Origin of the sequence: Shewanella sedimentimangrovi, assembly GCF_017354965.1 — a bacterium.
Taxonomy (GTDB): Bacteria; Pseudomonadota; Gammaproteobacteria; order Enterobacterales; family Shewanellaceae; genus Shewanella; species Shewanella cyperi.
The window spans coordinates 2,730,709-2,754,512 of sequence record NZ_CP071502.1; the positions used below are offsets into that span (position 1 = coordinate 2,730,709).

Genomic DNA, 23,804 nt, shown 5'->3' on the forward strand with positions numbered 1-23,804 from the left:
AAGCTATGAAATATCGTTTAAGCTTATAAATATTAGAAAGAATTCTACACTTTAAAGTTAAGCTTTCGTTTTCATATTCGAAAATAAAAACTTTACCTATTTCTCATAGAGCTATATGTCCAACTAATTAATTCACAGTAAGAATGAGTGGTTCGCTTTTACCCAGAATTTAATAATCATTTCGAGATCGAAGCATCATTACGATGTACCAATTTATAATTTTTAAGGATTTAAACCTTTCAGTTGAATATTACAGTTTCCATCGTACGCCTTATTCTTTACCAGATAGTATTTAACCAACAGAAAAATACTCTTATCTTGTAAACACTAAATTAAATCTTTTTTAGCGTCAAAGAGCTTACGATGAAAGTGTTGTAGTTTTTATACAGGTGGCTATTAGCGACACTCTATGCGTTCTAGCGAATGCATAGAGTTCGTTAAACAATATTTGATATACTCTGTGAATATCTAATCCGAAGTTCAAGCATTGACAATTTCCAAAATATCACTTTGGTGCTCTTCGGGTAGATATGGGTGCATTGGCAAACTAAATACTGTTTTCGCCAGCATTTCCGCTACTGGAAAATCACCATCTTTGTACCCCATGTTTTTAAATGCAGTCTGTTGATGCATACAAGTAGCATAGTAAACCATAGTTGGGATACCTTGCTGCCTGTACTTAGCCATTTCGGCTTCTCTATCATCGGCCACAAGAGTATACTGCGCCCAAGAACTTAAATATCCTTCAGGGATAGTTGGGATTTTATAAATCCCTTTTAAGTCTTTGCTGTATTTCTCTGCTGCCTTGTTGCGGTTGATTAGCTCCTGAGGAAATGCGACTAATTTTTCCAATAGGATGGCAGCTTGAATTGTATCTAATCGAGAGTTCATGCCAATACGAACGTTGTCATATTTATCTTTTCCTTTCCCATGAACACGGTAAGACTCCAACAGCGCGGCATAATCATCATTATTAGTGAATAATGCGCCACCATCGCCATAACACCCTAAGGGCTTAGCCGGGAAAAAGCTTGTTGTTGCTATATCACCAAAAGAACCTGCTCGCTGGCCATTAATTTCTCCGCCAAATCCTTGGGCGGCATCCTCAATGATTTTTAAGTTATATTTTTCCGCTATCCGCTTTATTGCTGGGTAATCGGCCGGCAGACCAAATAAGTCAACAGCTATAATAGCCCTGGGAGTCAACCTACCTTCAGATATGGTTTCCTTAATACGCTTTTCTAAATCAAACGGAGAAATGTTAAACGTATCTATATCTGAATCAACGAAAACGGGAGTTGCCCCTTCATAAGCAATAGTTTCTGCTGTCGCAAAAAATGTAAAGGTTGGGCAAAAGACAGCATCGCCCTCTTTTACACCCAATACCATTAGTGCTAGTGTTAATGCATCAGTGCCATTAGCACAGGTAATGGTATGCTTCACCCCCACATATTCAGAAAGCCTTTGCTCCAATTCCTTTACTTCAGGCCCCATTATATAGTGACCATGGTTTAACACAGTTTGAATCCTGGCATCAATTTTATCTTTAAGATGTTGATATTGTGCGGCTAAATCTATGAATTGCATACTCTGATACTTCAATTGATTATTTGACAGTCACTAGACCATTCTGTAGCAAGTACTGCTCACCAGTGTGCTCACAAACAGCGATACCATTTCCCTGCAATGGCAAATCCAATTGCTCTCCATATTTACTGATCCAACCGATTTGCTTTGCCGGCACTCCAACCATTAAGGCGAATGCTTTCACATCTCTATTGATAACAGCACCTGCACCAACCAGAGCATATTCTCCGATAGTAACACCACATACAATGGTACAGTTGGCACCCAATGTAGCACCTCGCTTGACTATTGTGTCCCGGTATTCGGTTTTTCGCTCAATGAACGAGCGTGGATTATAAACATTGGTGAAAACCATGCTCGGGCCACAAAATACGTCATCTTCTAGATGCACGTTATCATACACCGAAACGTTATTTTGAATTTTAACGTTGTTCCCAATAGTCACTTTATTACCAATAAAGACATTTTGGCCTAGGGAACAACCAGCCCCAATTTGTGCTCCACCGCATACGTGAACAAAATGCCAAATGCGCGAGCCTTCACCTATTATGGCGCCATCATCGACAATGGCGCTTTCGTGGACTTGGTAATTGGCGCGCATTATCTTAGTACCTTTGACAGCAAAGGGTGAGCCTTATCGCCTGCATCGACTAATGGCATTATCCTAATTTGCTCCACAGTCTCAATCGCGACGCGGTTTTCATCAACACCAAACCCATTCCCTGCAAGAATGTTTTGATAGCTTTGTGTGTGAAGGTCAGTAAACCCGTCAGAAAATTCAAGCTCTTCATTACCTATAGTAATGCTGCGATAAGTCAGCTTTTCCCCTTGGATAGCATTATCAGGTAGGTGGTTTGCATCTATAGACAAGAACCAACGAACTCGAGCCCGCTCATATTGCAAAAATCCACTGGCAGCCTTTTCATCACGGTAGTGAACTTCATTATGTTTTAATTTGCCAAACACAAAATGCAGCATGTCATAAAAATGCACGCCTATATTAGTGGCCACGCCTCCGGATTTATGATCAAAGCCCTTCCATGATTTCATGTACCACTTACCGCGAGAAGTCATATAGGTCAGCTCTACATCAAACACGTGACCTACCGGAGCTGCTGCCACTTTTTCTTTCAGAGCAATAATCGAGGGATGTAGTCTTAATTGCAATATTGAGTTAACTTTCGCACCATATTTTTCCTCGTACTTTATAATCACGTCCATATCTGATGATTCAAGCACAAGTGGCTTTTCACAAATAACATCTATGCCATTCTTGAGCGCATATTTCATGTGAGGCGCATGCAAATAGTTGGGGCTGCATATTGCTATATAGTCTAGCTTATTTCCCTTCAGCGCTTGATCTTCTACAAAAGCAGAAAAATCTTCAAATTCTGTAAAAAACTCCGCATTAGGAAAATGGCTATCCATAATACCAACAGAGTCATTAATATCCATTGCAACGACGAGATCATTCCCAGTCTCTTTAATGGCCCGTAGATGACGTGGCGCTATGTAACCGGCCGCGCCTATAAGTGCAAATTTTTTCATGTTCATTCCTATACTACAGGCGAATATCTGCTTCGTTTGGTTTCAGTACGTGCTTGACATCATATAAAACATGGTTTTCTTTGCCTAATGCACGTATTGCCTCAACACCCATCAGTTTAAATTCACTATGATCGACCGCAATAACTACTCCATCATAAGCGCCAACTTTTAAGTCATCGATTAATTCTATACCATATTCGTGACGAACTTCCTGTTTGGACGCCCATGAATCATAAACATCAACAGTCATATTAAAATCTTTCAATTCTTTAACAATATCTATAATTTTTGTATTACGCACATCCGGACAATCGCCTTTAAAGGTAAAGCCCATCACTAGCACTTTAGCTTCATCGATATGAATCTTTTTGCTAGAAAGCTTCTTAACCATTTGAGTGGCAACGTAACTTCCCATACCATCGTTTATACGACGACCAGCTAAAATAACTTCAGGGCTATAACCAACTTCTTTTGCTTTATGGGTAAGATAATAAGGGTCTACGCTGATGCAATGTCCGCCGACCAATCCCGGCTTAAATGGTAAGAAGTTCCACTTCGTACCCGCAGCTTTAAGTACTTCTTCAGTATCGATATCAAGTCTGTTAAAAATTTTAGCAAACTCGTTAATAACTGCGATATTTAAATCTCGTTGAGTATTTTCGATTACTTTTGCAGCTTCAGCGACTTTGATGGAAGATGCCTTATGAGTTCCGGCGGTCACTATAGAACTATATACTGTATCAATAAAATCAGCAACTCCAGGAGTTGAACCAGAAGTAATCTTTACGATCGTAGTTAAGCGATTAACCTTATCACCGGGATTAATGCGCTCTGGACTGTAACCTGCAAAAAAGTCCTTATTAAAGATTAATCCAGAAACACGTTCAATGATCGGTATACAAACTTCTTCTGTTGCTCCTGGATAAACAGTTGATTCAAACACAACAACATCGTTAATTGAAATCACCTTGCCTAAAGCTTCCGATGCTTTCTTTAAAGGATTTAAATCAGGAACATTGCTATCATCAATGGGAGTAGGAACCGTAACTATATAAAAATTACAATCTTTAATATCCTCCAGTAGAGAGGTATATTGAAGCAAATCTGCTTCTGCTAGCTCTTCGCTGCTGCACTCAAGTGTAGAATCTCTTCCATTTCTGAGTTCAAGAACACGGCTTTCATTAATATCGAACCCAAGAGTTCTATATTTTTTACCGAATTCAACCGCTAACGGTAGTCCAACATAACCTAGCCCAATAATACCAATATTTAAATTTTCCAATTTCATTACTGTGATCTCTTTAAACTATAAGCTTAGTGGTAACTAAATTTATCTATTATCTATTATCTATTGAAGAAAGATGAATGATCATAAACAATTTAAGTATTCAGGGCCTTTCTGCTACAACTTAAGAATTAACTTAACCTTAACAGTATAGCAAGTCACTAGCGTTATTAAATTAATGCGGGAGCTCAACTTAATACTAAATAAGCTACTTAATCCACACTCTCAGCCTTTGTTCATTACAACTATAGAAAATCAACCAAATTTTATATCATTAACAGCTACATCATCAATAAATACTATACCTTCTTGCCGACAACAGAAGAGAGTCAAGAAATAAAAACAACTTATTATAGAACCTAAAAACATTTAAAGCTTCAACATTTATTTCGAGCATCTTATTTACTTTATAAATCCAAGCAATGTCTCTCACGTAAATTAGTTTTTTATGCATAGCTTAAAATATCGCTCAACTAAAACCTAATTTAAGTACTCTAACGCGAGTAAATGACTAATCTATCAACCTAAGGACCCAATTATCGATGTCATAGCGCTCATAAATTTCATCGGGTACATCAGAATAAGGTCTCAAAAGAAACTCATCTAACGTGCATTTGCTTTTGCCTAAAACGTAAATGTTATTTTCATTGTAAAAATCATAGTCAACAACAGATGAGTTATTAGTAACAATCTTTTTCTTCATACCAAGAGCTTCTATCGTACGCATCGTCAAGCCAACTTGTAGATCATGGGCAAAATCTATAACACAGTTAGACTTCAATAGTGAATTTCGGAGTTCAGTCTTGCACTTCTTAACAAACCCGACCTCTGAAATGGACAGATCTTTTGGCAGCTTTCCAAAAGCCTTTTTTAAATAAAAAATGGGTTTGCTTTGACAATAAAAGTAGATATAGCTTTCATTGTCACCTTTAATGGAACATGCAATCTTCTTTACATCCAAGTAGCGGTTGCTATGTAGAGTCCCAGCAAAAAAGAATAAATAATCGGCCTCTACGTTTTCATCTAATTTAAACTCATTAGAATAAAATAATGGTAGATGTTCAATGCTTTTATTTCTTGCACAATCCTCGCCGTCAAAGGACTTAACTTTATCATAAATAGAAAGTTCTTCAGAGCTTATACTGTTATTTTTAAACGAATCCCAGTTATAGAAAATTAATTTCGCTTTTGGAAACAACGACTTTAACTTAATCAGTAATTTTTCACCAACACCCTCACCCTTGATAATAACTATCTTATCATAATCACGACTATAATTAATGTGAGACAGCAGATATCTGTAGTAGTGCGGTTTCATAACGAAGCTAAAGAATCGATAAAGCGCTTTATATAGATTATTGGGGGCATATATATGCGGATACCAATCTACTTCCCACCCTAACTTCACTAGCGCTTTTTCTATAGCGCGCTCATATCCAAAAAACTCTGGGGTAATTAACAATATTCTCATTTAAAGTACTTTTTTGAAGTCATTTATCATACTTTTTAGATCTTCTAAAACATTTCGTGGAGAAAAACGGAACTCTTCTCGAATCTTGTTGATTGACACAACTGGAAATTGCTCATTACTCTCACAAGGGTGCCAATTGACTTTACAACCTGTTTCGCGCTGTAAAATATTCGCAATTTGTTCGGCAGAAACATTAACTCCACTTGCAATATTATATATTTCTCCGCAAACAGACTGTTTTTTACTAATTTTTATTATCATCTCTGCAACATCTAATACGGAAACATAGTCTTTCTCATATGATGGCCTGACATACATATTGACAACGCCAAGATTAATAGCATCGCGGGTAATAGCAGGTAAGAACAAAGGACTGTTTAAAGCTAATCCATAAACATTTGATGGCCTGACAATGCATGTATTAAGGCGACTTTTTAAACACATTTCCTCAGCAGTTAATTTAGTCAAATTAAACAGTTTACGTTCATCAATATTGGATATCGTTAAATCAGAGTCTTCATTTGAACAAGTCTGATTCATATATAAGCGAGTAGATGAAATATAAATTAGTCTATCGAAATTAGCTTTTTTCAATAGAGTAATTAATAAAAAAACATTTGAATCAAAAACCTTGAATGGATTGTTTTTGCAATCCCCATGCCCAACACAGTAGATTACTGTTCCTAAGTTGCGTTCAAATATTCTCTTGTCTTCTTTTTCTGGAACAAATACTTCAACACCACTAGAACGAAGTTGTTGTACGACCTCACTACCTATAAATCCCTTACCTCCCAATACAGTATAAAATGCCATTTATTGCTCCCATCCATTGATAATCTTATACTTAATTTCAGCGAGTGTCGGTAGAGTCATATCTTTTTCAGATAATAAAGGCGAGCTTATAGGCCATGGAATATTTAAATCAGGATCGTTCCAAATTAAGCCACTTTCATCTGATGGGTCGTAATAATCCGTACACTTATATTGAAAGTCTGCCGATTCACTAAGCACACAAAAACCGTGCGCAAACCCGGGAGGCACATAAAACTGTAACTTATTCTCACCGGTTAACAGAACAGACTCAAATTGACCAAAAGTCTCTGAGTCTTTCCGCAAATCAACCGCGACATCAAACACCTCACCAATTGTTACTGATACTAATTTTCCTTGAGGCTTATTTTTTTGGAAGTGTAAGCCTCTAAGAACTCCTTTAGCTGAACGAGAGCGGTTATCTTGAACAAAATTCTCGTTTATGCCCGCGTTCTTATAACGTTCAGATTGAAACATTTCATAGAAAAAACCCCGTTCATCACCAAATATTTTTGGTTCGATTACAACAAGATCTTTGATTTTAGTTTTAATAACTTTCATATCTTTACATCACTTAGTAATATTCAAAAGATATTGGCCATAACCCGTTTTGGACAAACTCTTAGCTCTATCCTTAACTTGCTGCTTTGTTAACCAACCTTGATTCAATGCGATCTCTTCCAAACAAGCGATCTTGAAACCTTGTCTCTTCTCAACTGTTTGTACAAACTGAGATGCTTCTAGCAATGAATCATGAGTTCCGGTATCTAGCCAAGCAAAGCCCCTGCCTAGTTGCTCTACTTTTAAGGTACCTAACTTCAAATAGGCCTGATTAACACAAGTAATCTCAAGCTCGCCTCTTACAGAAGGCTTCACACTTTTTGCAATATCAATAACTGAATTATTATAAAAATATAAGCCAGTAACAGCCCAATTAGATCTAGGTACAACTGGTTTCTCTTCGATCGATAATGCATTGAAATTCTCGTCGAACTCTACAACACCGAAACGTTCAGGATCCATTACTTTATAACCGAATACAGTCGCACCTGTGAGATTTTGCACTGCATGCTTTAACTGCTTACCGAATGCCTGTCCGAAAAAAATATTGTCACCAAGGGCTAAGCAAACATCATCCTTGCCTATAAAAGACTCACCAATTATAAATGCTTGTGCAAGCCCATCCGGGCTTTGTTGTACTTCGTAAGTCAATTTGATGCCAAATTGAGAACCATCGCCTAATAAGCGTACAAATCCATCCTGTTCCGCTGGTGTTGTAATAACAAGAATTTCGTTTATTCCTGCTAGCATAAGCACTGATAGAGGATAATAAATCATAGGTTTGTCATATATTGGCAGCAACTGCTTAGATACACCTTTTGTTATAGGGTGTAATCTTGTTCCCGAACCGCCGGCTAATATAATTCCTTTCATTATGTATATACCTCTATACCTACACGTTCACGCTGATAGCTTCCATCTTTTACGTGTTGACACCATTCTCGGTTAGCCAAATACCATTCAATAGTCTTTTTAAGTCCAGTTTCAAATGTTTCAATCGGCACCCAGCCAAGCTCACGCTGTATTTTACTTGAATCAATTGCATAGCGTCTGTCATGACCAGGTCGGTCTTCTACGAAAATAATCTGGTCTTCATACTTCGTATCTTTTGGCACTAATGAATCTAAGATTGAGCAGATTGTTTGAACTACTTCCAAGTTCCGTTTTTCGTTATAACCACCAATATTGTAGGTCTCACCAACAGCGCCATCTGTTACAACTTTATAGAGTGCCCTTGCGTGATCTTCTACGTATAACCAGTCACGGATTTGATCGCCCTTGCCATATACCGGAAGAGGTGTCCCCTCAAGAGCATTCAAGATTACCAATGGAATAAGCTTTTCCGGAAAGTGATAAGGACCATAATTATTAGAGCAATTGGTCACAATGGTTGGCAGTCCGTAGGTGCGCCGCCAAGCGCGCACCAAATGATCACTCGAGGCTTTGGACGCAGAGTATGGGCTGCTTGGGGCATATGATGTACATTCGGTAAACAGAGGCAGTACACCACCTTGCTCATCCGGGTGCGGCAAATCACCATAAACCTCATCGGTGGAGATATGATGGAAGCGAAAAGTTGCTTTGCGCACCTCTTCCAACCCATTCCAATAGGCTCGGGCAGCCTCAAGCAGGGTATACGTGCCTACGATGTTGGTCTCAATAAAATCCGCTGGGCCTGCAATGGAGCGATCAACATGGCTTTCTGCCGCAAGATGCATAACCGCATCCGGACGGTAAGTATTAAAAACCCGGTCTAACTCGGCTCGATCACAAATGTCGACTTGTTCAAAAGAATAACGTTCATTATCTTCAATTGTAACTAGCGACTCTAAATTACCTGCATAAGTGAGTTTATCTATATTAACTACACTATCTTGTGTGTTTTCAATGATATTACGAATGACTGCCGAGCCAATAAAACCCGCTCCACCTGTGACAAGAATTCTCATTTAAACTACCAATTTGATCAATTCCCTTGGAAGTAAGGGAGAAATATATTTGAATTAATTGCAGAACGTTTAAACTCTTGAAACCAACTGAGTATGTTAAAATCAACCTTAGACACGTTATTCATTTTGAGGCAGACAATAATTTGCTATCAATTGGATAACTTGGATTGTTCCGCTTTTTCAAAATCAGTTTCAACAGTCCTACATTTAGTCGCACTATTTACATTGGCTCTAAATTTCCTTTCTAACAAAATGTCTTATAAGAACAATTATCCCGGCTAAAAAACCACCGAACATGGTCCCTAATACGCAGATTAATGCTCGTTTGGGCTTGGCCTTTTCTTCTGGTACTAATGCCGGATCTAAGGTTTTAAACACATACTCATCACGTACTTCCGCAAACATAATGGTTTTTGCCTGTTCTTCAACAAGCTTATATAAAATGGCACGAATGTCGGCGACATTGGTAAGTTCAATCTGTTTTTTCAAAAACTCGGTGCTACGCATCGCCTCGGCAACATCACGTTCTTTCATCACTCGGTTGATATCGGCAACCAGCCAATCTAGCCATTGCTTAGCGATAAAGGGGGATTGGTGCTCCATCGCAAGTTTTACCATTCCCGTCTCTTTGTCTCTGCTTACCGCTAAGATTTTTAGAAACTCTTTATGGGACTCCTGCGATGATGGCACAGGTTTAAATGGCGGCTTAACCTTCCGAACCCAAGTCTTGGTTTCACTGTTATAAAGCTTCGGGTCAAAGCTTAAACGATTATCGGACATATGCCATTTATCTACTGCCATCAGCTGCGGTAGTATTTGGTGCCTTTCAATAAATTCCCCCAAAAACTGGCGTGACTTTAACACCTCAATAGCCAATTTGGTTTTATCTGTGCCAACACCCCCACCCAAATTAACACCGGCCATACTAGCGAGACCACCAAATTGGGATGCAAGGGCTGCAAGACCACCGTTGTTAGCGTCCGCGCTCACTGGCGCAAGCAGCGCCTCAGATTTATAAATATTCGGTTGATTAATGGCGAAAATTGCCGAGCCAACGGCAAAAACGACGGTAATAGCTATGATGAGCCATTTGCCTTGCCAGATGACAGAGAACAACTCCCTCAAATCGATCTCATCGGAACTTTCCATCGGTCTTGCACGAGGAAAATCGACGTCTGCATTTGACGGAGAACTATGTGTGTTTTGAGTAATATGTGTAGTCATTAGTTTTTCAGATTCTAGATTCTAGGACGCTTCGCGGATAGAGCGCTGTGCTGCTATAAAAGCAAAATACAAATCAATCCACCGCAGTGTTAGTCAACATGATAATCAGCGTTTTCTTCTTTAATCTGTGATTCCTTATTTTTAATCAGGGTACCGATTATCTTCGCAAGCTCTTTGGCTTCTTTAACCATCGCCAACGCAGTCTGCCTGTCGATATACTCAATCTCTGCACCTATATAAAGTTGAGTAACCAGTTCGCCAAGGGATCCTTTGGCATAGTACAAAAATCGTACTTTATCTTTGACAGACTCACGTTCCTCACCCTCCGCTATATTGGAGGGAACAGAAAGAGCAGCTCTGGTAATTTGATCCTTAAATCCCCAGTTCTGTACCTCCTCAGTCGTTTTATAAACGTCACAAGCCAGCCGGGAAGCGCGTTTCCAAACATCCAATTGTTCAAAGCGCATCTGTAGACTCCTTTTAGTCGTCAGAATCTAAAAGCAGAGCGCTTCGCTGCTAGAGCGTCGCTACGCGACTTCTAGAAAAAGCAGAACGCTTCGCTTCTAGGTTCTAGGGCCTAGAAGCAGCGGTTGTCGCTGCGTCCTAGCAGTTGCGAAGTAACGTCTTAGACTCTAGGGCCTAGCAGCCCGCAACGCGGGCGTTCTGGCCTTCGGCCTAAAGCCTGCTTATCGTGGCAATTGCTACTGCTGTGTTGTAAACGATTTGAGTCACCTGGCTCCAGAGGGTCAGGTTGTCCTTGTACTCTGTATCCAAGGGAACGACTATGGTATCGCCTGGCTGTAGGTCCTCTGAGGTGTTGAACCACAATGAACTGTCCGGCATGGCCACCGAGCCGTCTGCGCGAAGAATATAGGCGCGGTCATCATCAGCGCGCTTACGTGCACCACCGGCAAGTTCCAAGTATTGATCAAAGGTATATCCCTGCTTGTATCTGTGGGTACTTGGATGCTGCACTTGTCCCATGACGGAAACGGTTTGATTCTGTGGTGGGATATAAAGTGCATCCCCATCCTCCAGCTTAAGATCGGCCTCAGCTATTCCGAGTTCAATGGCGTTGATATCAACCACCAAACGCCCCAGTACCTGCACATTTTCAAGCTCTTTAAGCATGCTTTGCGCATCGGCATAACCCACAGTCACACCATCTTTGGTCAGCGCCTTTGCAGCTATCTCACGACGCAGTTCATCTGAGAGTTTGGCAAGTTCGGTTTGCTCTTTTTGCTTAACCGATTCGCGCAGGAATACCGCACTGCGAGGAGCTGCGTCCTGTGTCAGGCCGCCGGCTCTGTCGAGCACGTCTTTAAGTGATTCACCGCGTTGGATACTGTAAGTGCCAGGGAAACGCACTTCCCCTTTTATCTTAACCCAGCGCGTTTCTTGCCAGTCAGGGAGAGTGCGTACAGTCAATACATCACGGCTCTGCAAAGCAATACTGGCTTTACCTTGTAGCACGTCTGCCAAATTGACTTGTTGATGTTCAATTAAGACGCCATCCATCTCAGATATCTGTTGACGGGTCAATTCGGCAATCAGGGTATAAGCGCCCTCTTCCAAGCCGCCGGCTGCAATCAAAAGATCGCGAATATTGGCGCCTTCGGTAATGGGATACTTACCGGGGAAACGCACATTGCCATTGATATCAGCCAGTTTTATGGCTTCCCCATAACGACTTTGTTGCCTGAGCTGCTCTATAACAGGCTCAAGCAAGGTCACACGATCAGCATAATCGAACACAATTACACTGTCTCTTGGCTTAAGCACCAGATTGTCTGCACTGTTGGCATCGGCAATCGCCTTACCTATATTGAGATGGAATAACTTGATGTCGCCTCTTTGATTGACTTCCCTGACCAATAGGCCGTAGTCCAGATCGGCATTTATCGTCAGGTCACCCCAAATGGATGGCAACAAATCGGCAACCCGCATTCCTTGCCTATATTGATACTTCCCTGGACGTACAACAGCGCCTATCAGGGTGACAGCATTATCCACCCGGGCAGATGCGGACTTTACCCGAACCAAATCGCCGGCCTTTGCTTGGATGGCAAACCCCGACTCCTGGGTAAGATCAATGTTGACAATGGTTTTGGATTCATTGGTAAAGCGTTCAATGGTGCTGGCCTTTGGATAAGCGCCAGGCTTCACGCCGCTGGCCATCTTGATTACATCGGCCATTGTCTCACCGGATTTGACTTCGTAAATAGCTGGCCGACGCACTTCACCTGTAACACTCACCAATCCCCCAACCGAGGGAATAAACACAACGTCTCCCGATTGCAGGCGCAGATCACCAGATGCGTCGCCACGCAGCAGCAGATCGTACAGATCGAAAGTACCAACTAACTTGCCATTGCGCTTAAGTTGTATGTTGCGAAGCGATCCAATTTCATTGATGCCGCCGGATACAAACAGTGCCTGGGTAATAGTCGACAGACTGGAGACTGTGTAAGAGCCTGGTTTGTAGGCATCACCAGCCACGAAAATACGTATTGATCGCAGCTCACCCATGCTGATGCTGGACTGAATCCCAATCATCGATTGGGATATTTTATTGACAAGTAGCTCCTTTGCTTCGGCAAAGCTGAGACCAACCAGGCTGATAGGACCAAGATCAGGGAACTGAATACTGCCATCTCGACCAACTGTTAAGGCAAAGCTCTTATTATCTTTGCCGTAAAGCTGAATATTCAGGGTATCACCTGGCCCCATGCGATATTCTGCCGGTACAGGAACGTCAGACACTGGAGCAAAAGTGGATGGTTCACCGGCAAACAGGTCATAACCGAATCGCTTCAGCTGCTTTTCTTTTTCTTCTTCCGAGGCTTCAACCACCTCTTCGGTTTTGGTTGCCTGATTGAAGTCATCGGTCTCTGACTGATCGACTAAACCCTCAGATTTATCTGAGGGCTTTTCTGATCTATCAGAGAGCTCCCTGCGCGTTACCACCTCTGGATTAACAACAGGTTTAGCAGCTTGGGTACCGCCCGAAAGAATCGCGGGATCTATGCCATATTGACGGGCAATGCGTTCCTGCTCTGCCTTTGGCAATTGCTTAAACTGCTCAATCATTTGTGGTGACGGAGTCAAGGCATTGGCTTGTCCCGCAACCAAAACCAGCATCGCTGTACCGGCGATAATGAATTGTTTGACTTGTTGTAGCACCAGAAATCTCCGTGATTGGTGATTGGATAAAATGAAAAGAAGGTCGTCCAAAAGGGGCTTCTGCATCTAGGTTCTAGCAGTGACATTCTAGAAGCAGCGCCTTTCGCTGCGCTCTGACAGGCACGCTACCGATCCGCGTGGCGCCCCGTAAGGGCTTCGGCGTTCACTAAGCAGATGAAACTGTTCATCCGCTTGCCCTGCAGACACGCTACCGCCCATGGATTTCGGCTTCCAACGTGCCATCTTAATTTTTTATCTTGCAAAACATAGACCTGCAAATGAGACTATAGGTTGAATAGCAAGAATTTTGTGTCACTTTACTGCATGGGAATTCAACGAACATCACAAGTCGAACCCCTGCACAGTCGCAGCTTTTGTGTCGCCGTCACCACTGCGGCCGCCAGAATCTCAGGCCCTATTTCCGCTGATGACTATTCTGACAGTATTCTGAGAGCTTCCATACAGCGCCGGGATTGTACCTTGTCGCGGTCTTAGGCGTTGTATAAATATCCGGCAAGCGCCCTTTTTGCAACGATTTGCTAAACCGGCAATCCGCCAGAAAAACAGCACCCGTCAAAAAAACATCAAATATACTTACATCTCAACCAGTTAAGCTGGGAGAGTAAGTCAGTTTAATGACATTTATATGACAGAACAATGATCCAGTATGGCAAATGTCTTACAAATTGAATAAGTCATTACGCACAAATGGATTCGATACAGGACTCAGGTACCACCACACTTTGGAGTTGCCCCATGATGCTGAACAATACGCTGCAACGTTTATCGGCACAGGGCTCCAGAAAGACCGCCTCCAAATCCACAAAGGGGCCTTCCTTGAATCGGACCCTGTCGCCCTTCTTCAATCGCTGCAGTTGCGGCAGCTTGAAGATCTTCTGTTCCTTGCGCTTGATAGCCCTGATAATGGCATCATCTATGGGAGTCATATCCTCGCGGCAATCCACCAGACGATATACGCCACGGGTGGCCTGGATACTGCGGACACTGGTCTCGAGCGGGTCGAAATAGATAAACAGATAATTGGGAAAGAGTGGCGCTTCCGATACATGGATCTGGCCATCAGGTTGCCGCACCTGCTGCCTGCACTTGGGCAGATAGGTCTCGACCTCCTGTAACATCAGGTTTTGTTGTGCCCGCGCTTCGCTGCGAGGCTTACAGTAAAGTAAATACCAGGCCTTCATGCATACTCTCATCTTGGCTGAGTGACATCCTGTTCACGGTCGGCAATCATAGCAAAGCATGACGTCAATGAAAATGAGAAATTCCGCCGTTAGCCGTTCGACAGTATCGGCCTGCAGCTGGCGCCAAAATTGACTTTGGCGCACTTTAGAGGGTATATAGGGTGGGCTTTTTCGTATTTGAATGCGAAACTGGCAACTAAATTATAATAAATAAGAAAACACTGATAGTGGCGCAGGAACGGGGTGAGTGATTTTTTGAATCAATATCAAAAGGTTACAAACAACCGTCACAATCAGAAACCTTGAATGGAATACTCTTTCTGCGGAGACACTGGTCCTGCAGGCAATCACAAGCTTAAGGTGGAAGACTTAATGAGCGTAACAAATAACCAAGGAACGATGCTCGGGCATCCCAAGGGACTGTTCCTGCTGTTTACAACCGAACTGTGGGAACGATTCAGCTATTACGCAATGCGAGCCATTCTGGTGCTGTATCTAGTTGACCGGGTACAGACAGATGGCGGCCACGGTCTGGGCTGGTCTCAGGCTGACGCTATTTCCCTCTACGGTACCTTCACCGGTCTGGTTTATCTGACACCACTTATTGGTGGTTGGTTGGCCGACAATATCCTCGGCCAGCGCAAAGCCATTATGATCGGTGGCACCTTGATGGCGGCCGGCCAGTTTATTCTCGGTACCCCTCACGCCTGGGTTCAGGGCATGGAGCTGGAAGCCTTCTACCTCGGTCTGGGTGTACTCATTCTGGGTAACGGTCTGTTTAAACCAAACATTTCGACCATGGTGGGCGATCTGTATCAGGAAGGCGATCACAGACGTGACGGTGCCTTTACCATCTTCTACATGGGTATCAACGTGGGTGCCTTCCTGTCAGGTATCATTGTTGGTTCGGTAGTTAACGCTTTTGACGGCAACTTCCAGGCAGGCTTTATCTGTGCCGGTATCGGTATGGTGTTGTCCCTGATAATTCAATTGTTGTTCGCTCAGAAGCTGCTGGGTGACATTGGCACTGTTCCTGCCGCCAAGCTGGAAAAACAAAAAGACATGGCCCGTGGCCAGGAACGCAAAGAGCCCCTGACCAAAGTCGAGCGTGATCGCATCAAGGTTATTATGGTGATGGGTCTGTTCACTATTATTTTCTGGGCCGGTTTTGAACAGGCCGGTGGTCTGATGAACCTGTTCACCAACGACTTTACCGATCGCATGATCGGCAGCTGGGAAGTGCCCACTACCTGGTTCCAGTCACTGAACGCCATGTTCATCGTGATTTTTGCCCCCGTGGTCGCTTCCATCTGGGTACGCCTGGGGGCTAAAGAGCCCAACTCTCCGGTGAAGTTTGCCCTGGGTCTGGTTTTGCTGGCCACAGGCTTCCTGTTTATGATTGGTGCCGTATTGGAAATGGGCGGCGATGCCTCTGCCAAATCCAGTATGTGGTGGTTGGTGGGTGCTTACCTGTTCCACACTCTGGGTGAACTGTGTCTGTCCCCTATCGGTCTGTCCATGGTGACCAAACTGGCTCCGCTGCGCATAGTATCGCTGATGATGGGTGCCTGGTTCCTGTTTATCGCTGCCGCCAACAAGATTGCCGGCGTAGTGGGTTCATTCATTGGCCACGGTGGTGAAGCGGAAGAGCAACTGGCGAACGCCATGTCCATCTTCTCCGGTATTGCCATTACGGCTGCATTGTCAGGCGTTATTCTCTATTTCATGGCCGACAAACTGGTTGACTGGATGCACGGTGCCGAGAGCAAAATCCATCACACCGAGGAAGAAGCTCTGGAAGAAGAGATTGCTGTGACCGGCGATCACGAGGCGCTGAAGCGCTCTTGATAGGCTGAACGTATCAGTAATAAAAAACGCCTCAATTGAGGCGTTTTTTATTATCTGCTACCGGCATTAGAAACTGACCTGTACATAACCACCGCTGGCGAGATCCGGTTCAAATGCCAATCCATCGAATCGGTCTTGCAGCAGCATAGATTTGTGCTCGGGTTCACTGGTGGAGATACACAGCTTTTCACCCGGCAGCAAAGTACGGAACTGGGTACTGGGCTTGCCCCAATCCAGAACGCCAAGTTGCAAGGCATCCGGCAAAGCCAAAGGACTGAGCCCTTTTTTGTTGCGAAGATAACAGCGCAGGCCGTGCCCCGCCTGGGCAATCGCGGCCCGATAATGCTTGAGTTCAACCACTATGTAAATGATGTCGACTGTGATATCCAGGCCTGACTTAACCACCCTTTCATTCAAATAACACAGCATATTGAAGGGCTCGAGCACCATGGTACCCAAACCATTGCGCATCGCCTTGAGCTTTTGGTTCACGAAGCTGCGCAGCATTACGCCGGCAAATGCGGCGCTGTTATTCTCGGGATGAAAATGCGCCATATAAAGCAGCAGGTGTTCGCTGTCGGCCATGGTGGAATCGATAAAATAAGCGCTGATGTTATCGCGACGATACAGGCTGTAATCTATTTGGGCCTGGGGGTAAACCACACTTGATGCCGGGAACAACTGATGTTGCAAGTGCCGTGCAGCCTCGGTGCTTTGTTCCAGCAAGCGCAAGTGCTCATCCAGTTCCATCCGCGACAGTTCATCCAATTCGGCGAACTCCTTCACCTGTTCGGTCTTGCCAACCAGACTTTGCTTGATGGACTGTTCTATCGTGTAGAGATCGGACACCGGCTTGACCAAAAAGTCGGAAGCGCCTATCCGCAAGGCTTCGACCACATCGGCCATGACGTTGTTGCCGGAAATCACAATGGAAGGCAGAGAGGGATCGAGACGGTACATTTCCCGCAGCATGTCCAATCCACCCAGATTGGGCATGCTGAGGTCAGCCAGAACGATATCGAAAGATTGTTGCCGAAAGCGGGCCAGGCCTTTTTCGCCATCATCCGCTTCTATGACCAGAGCCCCACGGCTGTCGAGGAAGGAAGCCACTATCTTGCGAAAGACAGGATCGTCCTCAACCAGTAATACAGAGACATCATTCAGCGCCATAACTACCCCTTAAAAGGAACTTACAGCACTGCCACCGGTTGGCTGTTATTTTTCGCTCTGACCACCATACCGGGATAAGGAAAAATGACCTTGGAATGTGCTATTCAAGCTCCTGCATATATTCATCCAGCAACTCATCGTCATCCTGATTTGACGGAACGTTGCCATCATACACTTTGTAATCCACATGCTGGATATAAGCGTCCTTGACGAAAGTGTATGGATCGAGCGCATTGTCGAGTAACCTTTCCTGATCTATCGCTGCGGCACGGGCGTGCAGGCTTTTAAGTCCCCACTTAACCACTGACTGCCACATGGTCAACTCTGACAATGGGAAGTATAGTCCATCCACCCAATCAGATGCGAGTTCACGGGTAACGTAGGGACCAAAAAATGGCGCCATGAAAAATGGGCCATTGGGTACGCCGTAGTAACCCAGAACTTCATTGAAATCATCCTGTTTGCGTGACATGCCCATCATGTCCGCCACATCAAAAATTCCCAGCAAACCAATGGTGGAGTTGATGGTGAAGCGACCACCGGCATTGGCAGCCCAGCCCCACTTGCCCTGCAGGGTGTTGTTGACCAACGAGCTGGGTTCTTCCAGGTTAAGCACCAGGTTATTCAGGCCACTCTTGATCGGCAAAGGCACATAATCCTTATAACCATGGGCAATAGGGCGATAAATATGTCGGTCGAGCACGTTGTAGTTGAGATCCCACATGGCGCGGTTAAAGCCCTCGAACGGGTCGCGCGGATCCACATATTCAACTTTGATTCCCTGGGCGTCGCTTTCCTTTGCGTCTTCGGCCACCACACTGGTGGCGGTCAGAATGCCCACACATAACATCATCCATTTGAATTTCATAACGCTCTCTTTGACTAAAAGTACTGCCAGCCGTTTTGGAATCGGGTTAAAGTAACCAGGTGCAGGTGTCGATAAACCGGTATGGGTCAATATTTTGTCTACCCGCACAGAGCGCTAAGGATAGCGGCCCGGACAATAAGGTCAACCGGTAAATTGTGATAAATCATAACTCTTTGGCTGTGGCGTCGGCCCTATTGACGCCGGATGTAAAGATGACTCCGATGGAACCTTTGGGCAGCCTGCAGACAGGCAGTGCCGCTGTAGCAACAAAACAGGTCCCTGTTTCTGTCACTCTGGGCGCAGACGGCATAGTACTGACCGTCGATAACCGTCAGTATACACTCACTCTGCCGGACAGGTTTCATCCCAGGCTGTTGCTTCAGGCCCAGTCCTTTGCCTTACCTCTGGCTGAAGACAGCAAGCTAACCAGCTTGCCGGACAGACTGGCGCTGGCATTGCTGGGGCAAACTCGACTGCTACCCTTGCCCAGCGCCTTGGTGGAAATGTCACGCCAACAGGGAATTGCCTTCGAGCAACTGGTCAACCTCGCATCCAGACCACAGGGCTACCCCTTACCAAACGCCACTATCAAAGGCGGTCAGATCAGTTTTGAGAATGGAGTAAGTATCCACTCCGCCCAGGCCGCACGCCAGGGGGATGGGCATTATCAGGTCGCCGTGGTGCAGCAGGGGCGTCAGTTAATGTTAAGGTTGGTGCAAATCCTGGACATAGTGCAGGTTGGCGCCGCTCCCCTGCTCAAAACAGCCCCAGAGCCCGGTATCAAGACGCAATCCGGGGTCGCTCCCCAGCCTCCCGAGGCCAAAATTATCATCACCAAGCCGGAAGCTGCCGGCATCCTCAATCAGTTGTTTAAAAACCTGGAACAACAGCCATTACCACCTCAGGTAAAAGCGGCGCAGCAAGCGTTGCAGCAACAAATCTCGCAGCAACCCCAGCAGCAGGAAATCCAGCAATCATCACAGGTGAGCGAAGGCGGCAAAAACCAAGCAGCGCTGGCAACAGCAGCGAAAGTCCAGGCGTCCAATTTAAGGCTTGATGTCCCACAAGGTGCTCCCGCCGCAACTGACAAAGCCCAAACCCCGGTTTCAGGAAACCAGGGCAGCACATTACAGGCCGGCGAAAAATTGCTGCAAACAGCACCCGGGGACACCGCCCCCACCTCAGGCAAGGAGCCGGCAGAAAAGAGCACCGCCAAAGGGCTGACACCCGATACACCACCACCTCAGGCAATATTATCCAAGGTGTTATCACGCACCGGGGCTCTGCCATTGGTACAATTGGCCCGCTCAACCAATGAGAACATCGCCGGCGAAGTGCTAAGATTGCTTCCCGAGCTGGCCCCCCTGCCCCTTTCCAGTCTGATCCAGCCACAACTGCTGGCCGATACTCTTAAACAGGGCGCAACGGTAAACCTGGCCCAATTTGCCGCACCTCAGCTGCAAGGCAATAATCCCCTGAGTATATTGTTCCAATTACTGCTCGGCGTAAAAGCCGATACACAAAAGCAGCCACTCAGCCCAACCATGAAAGAGTATCTTGGCTCTTTGCAGCAGCAAACCGGCCTGAGCCAACCGCTGCTTGCGCTGCTGGAGCGCCACAAGAGCCTTGAATCCCTGGTGCAGTTGGGACAATCAATGGCTCAATATCAGCAGGCCAGTCTGGATAATCCGGCCACACCGGTACACTGGTTTTTCGCTTTGCCCTATCAGATGGGCCAGCGCAATGAGCAAATGGAAGGCTATTTTGAACGTGAGCAGGAAGAGGAAGGGGGCCTCGGCCGGGGAGGCTGGAAGTTACAACTCAAGTTTGTGCTGACCCAGGGGCCCTTGCTGATCAAGGCCCAGAAATCCGACACAGGTCTGAACCTGCATTTTGAATCTTCTTCCGAATCCCTGCTGCACAGGATAGAGAATTTCCTGCCGCCGCTGGCGACCAAGCTCAATGAATTGGGATTGAAGCCGGACAAGCTGACCACCAAAGCTGCCCCCATACCGGCAACCCTGCTGCCCGGTGACCATTATCTGGTACACACCAGAGCTTAGGAGCCCATATGACGGACACCCCAGAGAGAAAAACAGCGATTGCGCTCAGCTATGATGGCAAGAATACCCCGACGGTTACGGCCAAAGGTCAGGATTTGCTGGCTGAGGAAATCATTGCTCTGGCCAAAGCCAATGGGATCCACATACACGAGGATCCGCATCTGGCAAACTTTCTGAATATGTTGGAGTTGGGAGAGGCCATCCCCAAGGAGCTATATTTGCTCATCGCAGAATTGCTGGCCTTTGTTTATATGCTGGATGGTAAGTTTCCGGAACAGTGGAATAACCTGCACAAGAAAATTGTCGCCGAGGCCTGAATGCCTCAGCCTGCTGACTGCCTGCCGTGGAGGCGAATGAGCAATTCAGCCTCGGCTCTGGGCAATTCACACTCCGCCATCAGCTCTTCGATGCCGGCCCCCAGAGACACCATCTTCATTGCCCGGGTATAGAGTCGAGCCTGGGGATCCTGCTCACGGGACTCATCCAATTTGGCAGCCTGCTGTGCCAGGCGCTTTTCAAGCTCCAGCACCCTTCTGCCCACGCCGATGGTGCCACTGCGAAGCTCATGCAGCTCCTGCTTGACCGCATCCCGTTGCTTGTCACTGTCCTTAACCAGCAAGGTCATGGCATCCACCTTGGAACGCAATTTATTCAATTGCTTTTGCAGGTACAACACCAAGCCAAGACAGGCGATCACATAGACCAGGGCCGCGATCAATAATTCATTGCCTTCCATCTATCACCTGTATTCATAAAAATTGACCGGTCTGGCGCCGGTCAAAGACTTCAGTGTCAGATCTGAGCCAATTCGGCCCACTCTTCATCTGACAGCAATTTATCCAGATCCACCAGGATCAACAACTCGTTGTCCCTGTTGCTGACGCCCTGAATAAACTTGGCGCTTTCCTCGGTGCCGACATTGGGAGCGTTATCGATTTCGGAGCGACGCAGATAAACCACTTCCGCCACGCTGTCGACCAAAATGCCAATCACCTGCTTTTCGGCCTCAATAATCACTATCCGGGTAGAGTCATCCACTTCAGCCGGCGCCAGGCCAAAACGAGAGCGGGTATCTATGACTGTCACCACGTTGCCACGCAGGTTGATGATACCCAACACATAGTGGGGTGCACCTGGCACGGGAGCGATCTCGGTGTAACGCAGCACTTCCTGCACCTGCATCACATTGATGCCATAGGTCTCGTTATCGAGCCTGAAGGTGACCCACTGCAATACTGCATCGTCTTTACCGGCCGCTACGGCCGCCACGTTTCTTGAATCTGCCATATCTACCTCAGTTAATAGGATCCTGACAACCTAATCCCGCGTTGAGCATCTCGACCAGTGCCTGCACATTCAAGATGCCACACATTTGTTCTTTCACCACGCCGGCAAGCCAGGGCCGCTTTCCTGCCTTGCTGCGCCAATTGACCTCGGATTGCTTTATTCTCACTGAATTGACCAGAGATTCACAGGCGAGGCCCCAATTACTGTCTTCCAATAGTACAAGATATTGATAATTTACGGTTTGCGCCAGCTCTTCATCATATTTTTCTGGCATGACCCAGGCGCAGGTGTCCACCAGATTCAGTTGTGACTCCCTGTGGGTTTGCACCCCCAGGAACCAATCCGGACGACCGAAGATCTGGTTGATACGTTCAACCTTAACTATGCCGCCCAAGCTGACCAGGGGTACCGCCAGTGTCAAACCTGCAACCTTAAAAAAGAGTACCTGAAACTCTTCATCCAATTGTTGCTGCAGGTCATAGGTCAGGCTTGGCGGTTCGCTGCCGGTTTGCGTCTCGGGAATGACCTCGGCCACCATCTCGGGCTCAAGGCGCTGCGGCACAACCTGAGCCTCAACCGCTTGGGGAGTGACCTCCGTTTGAGCAGCAACTGCGACTTCAACCTGTGGCGCAGGCGCCGCGTCAACTTTTACCTGTTGCAGCACAGGGGCCAGCAATTTTTCCAGGGTTTGCTTTTGCAGCACATCCGCAGGTACCGCTTTCGCGGTGGCGCCGGCTGTCACTGGCGCAGGCTCCTGCGGTTGAACGGCCGCTTGTGGGGCTGCAGCGACAATGGCGGTCTGTCTCGCCAGCGGTACTTCGGCAGCGCGCGTCAAAACGTCCTGTGAAGATGCTAATGCTGGCTCTGTTGACTGTGACGGCTCGGTTTCCGCCAGCAGTATCCGGAAATAATCGATTACGGTATCGTCAACCGATTTTGACATGGTCAAACTCTCCGGCCATCAGAAAATCCAGCAAACGCTCATAGGCCTTCACACCGCGGCTGTGGGCAGCGTAGTGTGACGCAGGTAGATGTGCCAGGCTGGCATCGCGAAACTTGGTGTCCACCGGCACCACATCGGGCCACAGGGTATCCCCATAGTCCTCTGCCAATTGTTGCAGTGCCGCCGGAGAGGCCTTGGTGCGCCTGTCGTACATGGTCGGCACCACGGTATAACTGTAGCGGGTCTGTTTCGAGCGTCCCATCAGCTCCATGGTCTTGATCATCCGGTCGAGACCTTTAATAGCCAAAAATTCAGTTTGCACCGGGATCACTATGTGCTGGCTCGCCGCCAGGGCATTGACCATCAGCACCCCCAACACGGGCGGACAGTCAATCAGGGCCACATCATAATCATCGTCAACCAATTGCAACAGGTTGCGCAGCACCAATCCCATGCCCTCCTGGTGGCCAAGCGCCCTGTCCAGGGTCGCCAATGCCATGGTGGCGGGCAAAAGCTCAAGATTTTCAACCAGGGTAGGTACTGTGTGTTGCCGCACCAGCTCCCGTGTCAGGTGCTTGTGCGCCAGAAATACGTCATAGAGCGAGCCGGGCACCTCTTCCGAGTCTATGCCCAGGTAATAACCCAGGGATGCATGGGGATCGGTATCAATCATCAATACCCGCTTGCCCCTTTTGGCCAGGGTTCCGGCCAGACTGGCAACTGTGGTGGTCTTTCCGACCCCACCCTTTTGATTCGCGATGGTCCAGACTTTCAAGACTCAGGCCCCCGAAATGCGCGCATTTAT

The 23,804-nt window shown here is 46.1% G+C and carries 22 protein-coding genes; 3 read left to right on the forward strand and 19 right to left on the reverse strand.

Going from position 1 to position 23,804, the window contains the following annotated elements; all coding sequences use genetic code 11:
- Positions 1-480 precede the first annotated feature (480 nt).
- From JYB85_RS11880 to rfaH, 13 genes are all read right to left on the reverse strand, one after another.
- Positions 481-1,587: a DegT/DnrJ/EryC1/StrS family aminotransferase gene (locus JYB85_RS11880; protein WP_207379473.1), complete on the reverse strand. Its 1,107-nt coding sequence runs from the start codon at positions 1,585-1,587 to the stop codon at positions 481-483.
- Positions 1,588-1,606: 19 nt separating this feature from the next.
- Positions 1,607-2,188: an acyltransferase gene (locus tag JYB85_RS11885; RefSeq protein ID WP_207379474.1), complete on the reverse strand. Its 582-nt coding sequence runs from the start codon at positions 2,186-2,188 to the stop codon at positions 1,607-1,609.
- Positions 2,188-3,135, reverse strand: a complete 948-nt coding sequence (locus JYB85_RS11890; RefSeq protein ID WP_207379475.1) for a Gfo/Idh/MocA family protein — start codon at positions 3,133-3,135, stop codon at positions 2,188-2,190. The genes JYB85_RS11885 and JYB85_RS11890 overlap by 1 nt, the downstream gene beginning before the upstream one ends.
- A gap of 13 nt (positions 3,136-3,148) precedes the next feature.
- On the reverse strand, positions 3,149-4,423 hold the full coding sequence (gene tviB, locus JYB85_RS11895; RefSeq protein WP_207379476.1) for a Vi polysaccharide biosynthesis UDP-N-acetylglucosamine C-6 dehydrogenase TviB: 1,275 nt from the start codon (positions 4,421-4,423) through the stop codon (positions 3,149-3,151).
- Positions 4,424-4,931: 508 nt separating this feature from the next.
- Positions 4,932-5,891: a CgeB family protein gene (locus JYB85_RS11900; protein WP_207379477.1), complete on the reverse strand. Its 960-nt coding sequence runs from the start codon at positions 5,889-5,891 to the stop codon at positions 4,932-4,934.
- Positions 5,892-6,704 (reverse strand): NAD-dependent epimerase/dehydratase family protein, encoded by an 813-nt coding sequence (locus tag JYB85_RS11905; RefSeq protein WP_207379478.1) that lies wholly within the window; start codon positions 6,702-6,704, stop codon positions 5,892-5,894.
- Entirely contained in the window at positions 6,705-7,262 is a 558-nt protein-coding gene (gene rfbC, locus JYB85_RS11910; protein ID WP_207379479.1) for a dTDP-4-dehydrorhamnose 3,5-epimerase, read from the reverse strand.
- A 9-nt stretch (positions 7,263-7,271) separates the two neighbouring features.
- Positions 7,272-8,135, reverse strand: a complete 864-nt coding sequence (rfbA, locus tag JYB85_RS11915; RefSeq protein ID WP_207379480.1) for a glucose-1-phosphate thymidylyltransferase RfbA — start codon at positions 8,133-8,135, stop codon at positions 7,272-7,274.
- Positions 8,135-9,211, reverse strand: a complete 1,077-nt coding sequence (gene rfbB, locus JYB85_RS11920; RefSeq protein WP_207379481.1) for a dTDP-glucose 4,6-dehydratase — start codon at positions 9,209-9,211, stop codon at positions 8,135-8,137. The genes rfbA and rfbB overlap by 1 nt, the downstream gene beginning before the upstream one ends.
- 231 nt (positions 9,212-9,442) lie before the next feature.
- On the reverse strand, positions 9,443-10,435 hold the full coding sequence (locus tag JYB85_RS11925; RefSeq protein WP_207379482.1) for a Wzz/FepE/Etk N-terminal domain-containing protein: 993 nt from the start codon (positions 10,433-10,435) through the stop codon (positions 9,443-9,445).
- 89 nt (positions 10,436-10,524) lie between these two features.
- On the reverse strand, positions 10,525-10,902 hold the full coding sequence (locus JYB85_RS11930; protein WP_207379483.1) for a four helix bundle protein: 378 nt from the start codon (positions 10,900-10,902) through the stop codon (positions 10,525-10,527).
- 208 nt (positions 10,903-11,110) lie between these two features.
- The gene (locus tag JYB85_RS11935) at positions 11,111-13,618 is read right to left on the reverse strand and encodes an SLBB domain-containing protein (RefSeq protein WP_207382056.1); all 2,508 of its coding nucleotides are present in this window, start codon (positions 13,616-13,618) and stop codon (positions 11,111-11,113) included.
- 698 nt (positions 13,619-14,316) lie between these two features.
- The gene (rfaH, locus tag JYB85_RS11940; RefSeq protein WP_207379484.1) at positions 14,317-14,820 is read right to left on the reverse strand and encodes a transcription/translation regulatory transformer protein RfaH; all 504 of its coding nucleotides are present in this window, start codon (positions 14,818-14,820) and stop codon (positions 14,317-14,319) included.
- Positions 14,821-15,192: 372 nt separating this feature from the next.
- Between rfaH and JYB85_RS11945 the strand changes: the two genes are divergently transcribed.
- Entirely contained in the window at positions 15,193-16,668 is a 1,476-nt protein-coding gene (locus tag JYB85_RS11945; protein ID WP_207379485.1) for a peptide MFS transporter, read from the forward strand.
- 66 nt (positions 16,669-16,734) lie between these two features.
- On the opposite strand, the gene JYB85_RS11950 is transcribed toward JYB85_RS11945, so the two are convergent.
- Both JYB85_RS11950 and JYB85_RS11955 read right to left on the reverse strand, forming a co-directional pair.
- Positions 16,735-17,838, reverse strand: coding sequence for a response regulator (locus JYB85_RS11950; RefSeq protein WP_207379486.1), 1,104 nt, complete (start codon positions 17,836-17,838; stop codon positions 16,735-16,737).
- Between the two features lie 100 nt (positions 17,839-17,938).
- Complete coding sequence (locus tag JYB85_RS11955) at positions 17,939-18,706, reverse strand: MlaA family lipoprotein (RefSeq protein WP_207379487.1); 768 nt, start codon at positions 18,704-18,706, stop codon at positions 17,939-17,941.
- A gap of 212 nt (positions 18,707-18,918) precedes the next feature.
- On the opposite strand from JYB85_RS11955, the gene JYB85_RS11960 reads away from it, so the two are divergent.
- Positions 18,919-20,769, forward strand: a complete 1,851-nt coding sequence (locus JYB85_RS11960) for a hypothetical protein (RefSeq protein ID WP_207379488.1) — start codon at positions 18,919-18,921, stop codon at positions 20,767-20,769.
- A gap of 8 nt (positions 20,770-20,777) precedes the next feature.
- Positions 20,778-21,086 carry an EscU/YscU/HrcU family type III secretion system export apparatus switch protein gene (locus tag JYB85_RS11965; protein WP_207379489.1) on the forward strand — a complete coding sequence of 103 codons (309 nt, stop codon included), beginning with the start codon at positions 20,778-20,780 and terminating at the stop codon, positions 21,084-21,086.
- 5 nt (positions 21,087-21,091) lie between these two features.
- Here JYB85_RS11965 and JYB85_RS11970 read toward each other — a convergent pair whose 3' ends face one another.
- Genes JYB85_RS11970 through JYB85_RS11985 form a run of 4 tightly spaced genes read right to left on the reverse strand, consistent with a single transcriptional unit; the run spans position 21,092 to position 23,774 of the window.
- A complete protein-coding gene (locus JYB85_RS11970; protein WP_207320227.1) occupies positions 21,092-21,505 on the reverse strand; it encodes a DUF2802 domain-containing protein in 414 nt (137 codons plus the stop codon).
- Positions 21,506-21,561: 56 nt separating this feature from the next.
- On the reverse strand, positions 21,562-22,056 hold the full coding sequence (locus tag JYB85_RS11975; RefSeq protein ID WP_207320228.1) for a chemotaxis protein CheW: 495 nt from the start codon (positions 22,054-22,056) through the stop codon (positions 21,562-21,564).
- Positions 22,057-22,063: 7 nt separating this feature from the next.
- Entirely contained in the window at positions 22,064-22,999 is a 936-nt protein-coding gene (locus tag JYB85_RS11980; RefSeq protein ID WP_207379490.1) for a chemotaxis protein CheW, read from the reverse strand.
- Positions 22,983-23,774, reverse strand: a complete 792-nt coding sequence (locus JYB85_RS11985; protein ID WP_207320230.1) for a ParA family protein — start codon at positions 23,772-23,774, stop codon at positions 22,983-22,985. The genes JYB85_RS11980 and JYB85_RS11985 overlap by 17 nt, the downstream gene beginning before the upstream one ends.
- Positions 23,775-23,804 lie beyond the last annotated feature (30 nt).

Bases quoted from the DNA above. Each gene is read 5' to 3' on its own strand.
- JYB85_RS11880 (WP_207379473.1), bottom strand. From the start codon at position 1,587: ATGCAATTCATAGATTTAGCCGCACAATATCAACATCTTAAAGATAAA.
- JYB85_RS11885 (WP_207379474.1), bottom strand. From the start codon at position 2,188: ATGCGCGCCAATTACCAAGTCCACGAAAGCGCCATTGTCGATGATGGC.
- JYB85_RS11890 (WP_207379475.1), bottom strand. From the start codon at position 3,135: ATGAAAAAATTTGCACTTATAGGCGCGGCCGGTTACATAGCGCCACGT.
- tviB (WP_207379476.1), bottom strand. From the start codon at position 4,423: ATGAAATTGGAAAATTTAAATATTGGTATTATTGGGCTAGGTTATGTT.
- JYB85_RS11900 (WP_207379477.1), bottom strand. From the start codon at position 5,891: ATGAGAATATTGTTAATTACCCCAGAGTTTTTTGGATATGAGCGCGCT.
- JYB85_RS11905 (WP_207379478.1), bottom strand. From the start codon at position 6,704: ATGGCATTTTATACTGTATTGGGAGGTAAGGGATTTATAGGTAGTGAG.
- rfbC (WP_207379479.1), bottom strand. From the start codon at position 7,262: ATGAAAGTTATTAAAACTAAAATCAAAGATCTTGTTGTAATCGAACCA.
- rfbA (WP_207379480.1), bottom strand. From the start codon at position 8,135: ATGAAAGGAATTATATTAGCCGGCGGTTCGGGAACAAGATTACACCCT.
- rfbB (WP_207379481.1), bottom strand. From the start codon at position 9,211: ATGAGAATTCTTGTCACAGGTGGAGCGGGTTTTATTGGCTCGGCAGTC.
- JYB85_RS11925 (WP_207379482.1), bottom strand. From the start codon at position 10,435: ATGACTACACATATTACTCAAAACACACATAGTTCTCCGTCAAATGCA.
- JYB85_RS11930 (WP_207379483.1), bottom strand. From the start codon at position 10,902: ATGCGCTTTGAACAATTGGATGTTTGGAAACGCGCTTCCCGGCTGGCT.
- rfaH (WP_207379484.1), bottom strand. From the start codon at position 14,820: ATGAAGGCCTGGTATTTACTTTACTGTAAGCCTCGCAGCGAAGCGCGG.
- JYB85_RS11945 (WP_207379485.1), top strand. From the start codon at position 15,193: ATGAGCGTAACAAATAACCAAGGAACGATGCTCGGGCATCCCAAGGGA.
- JYB85_RS11950 (WP_207379486.1), bottom strand. From the start codon at position 17,838: ATGGCGCTGAATGATGTCTCTGTATTACTGGTTGAGGACGATCCTGTC.
- JYB85_RS11955 (WP_207379487.1), bottom strand. From the start codon at position 18,706: ATGAAATTCAAATGGATGATGTTATGTGTGGGCATTCTGACCGCCACC.
- JYB85_RS11960 (WP_207379488.1), top strand. From the start codon at position 18,919: ATGACTCCGATGGAACCTTTGGGCAGCCTGCAGACAGGCAGTGCCGCT.
- JYB85_RS11965 (WP_207379489.1), top strand. From the start codon at position 20,778: ATGACGGACACCCCAGAGAGAAAAACAGCGATTGCGCTCAGCTATGAT.
- JYB85_RS11970 (WP_207320227.1), bottom strand. From the start codon at position 21,505: ATGGAAGGCAATGAATTATTGATCGCGGCCCTGGTCTATGTGATCGCC.
- JYB85_RS11975 (WP_207320228.1), bottom strand. From the start codon at position 22,056: ATGGCAGATTCAAGAAACGTGGCGGCCGTAGCGGCCGGTAAAGACGAT.
- JYB85_RS11980 (WP_207379490.1), bottom strand. From the start codon at position 22,999: ATGTCAAAATCGGTTGACGATACCGTAATCGATTATTTCCGGATACTG.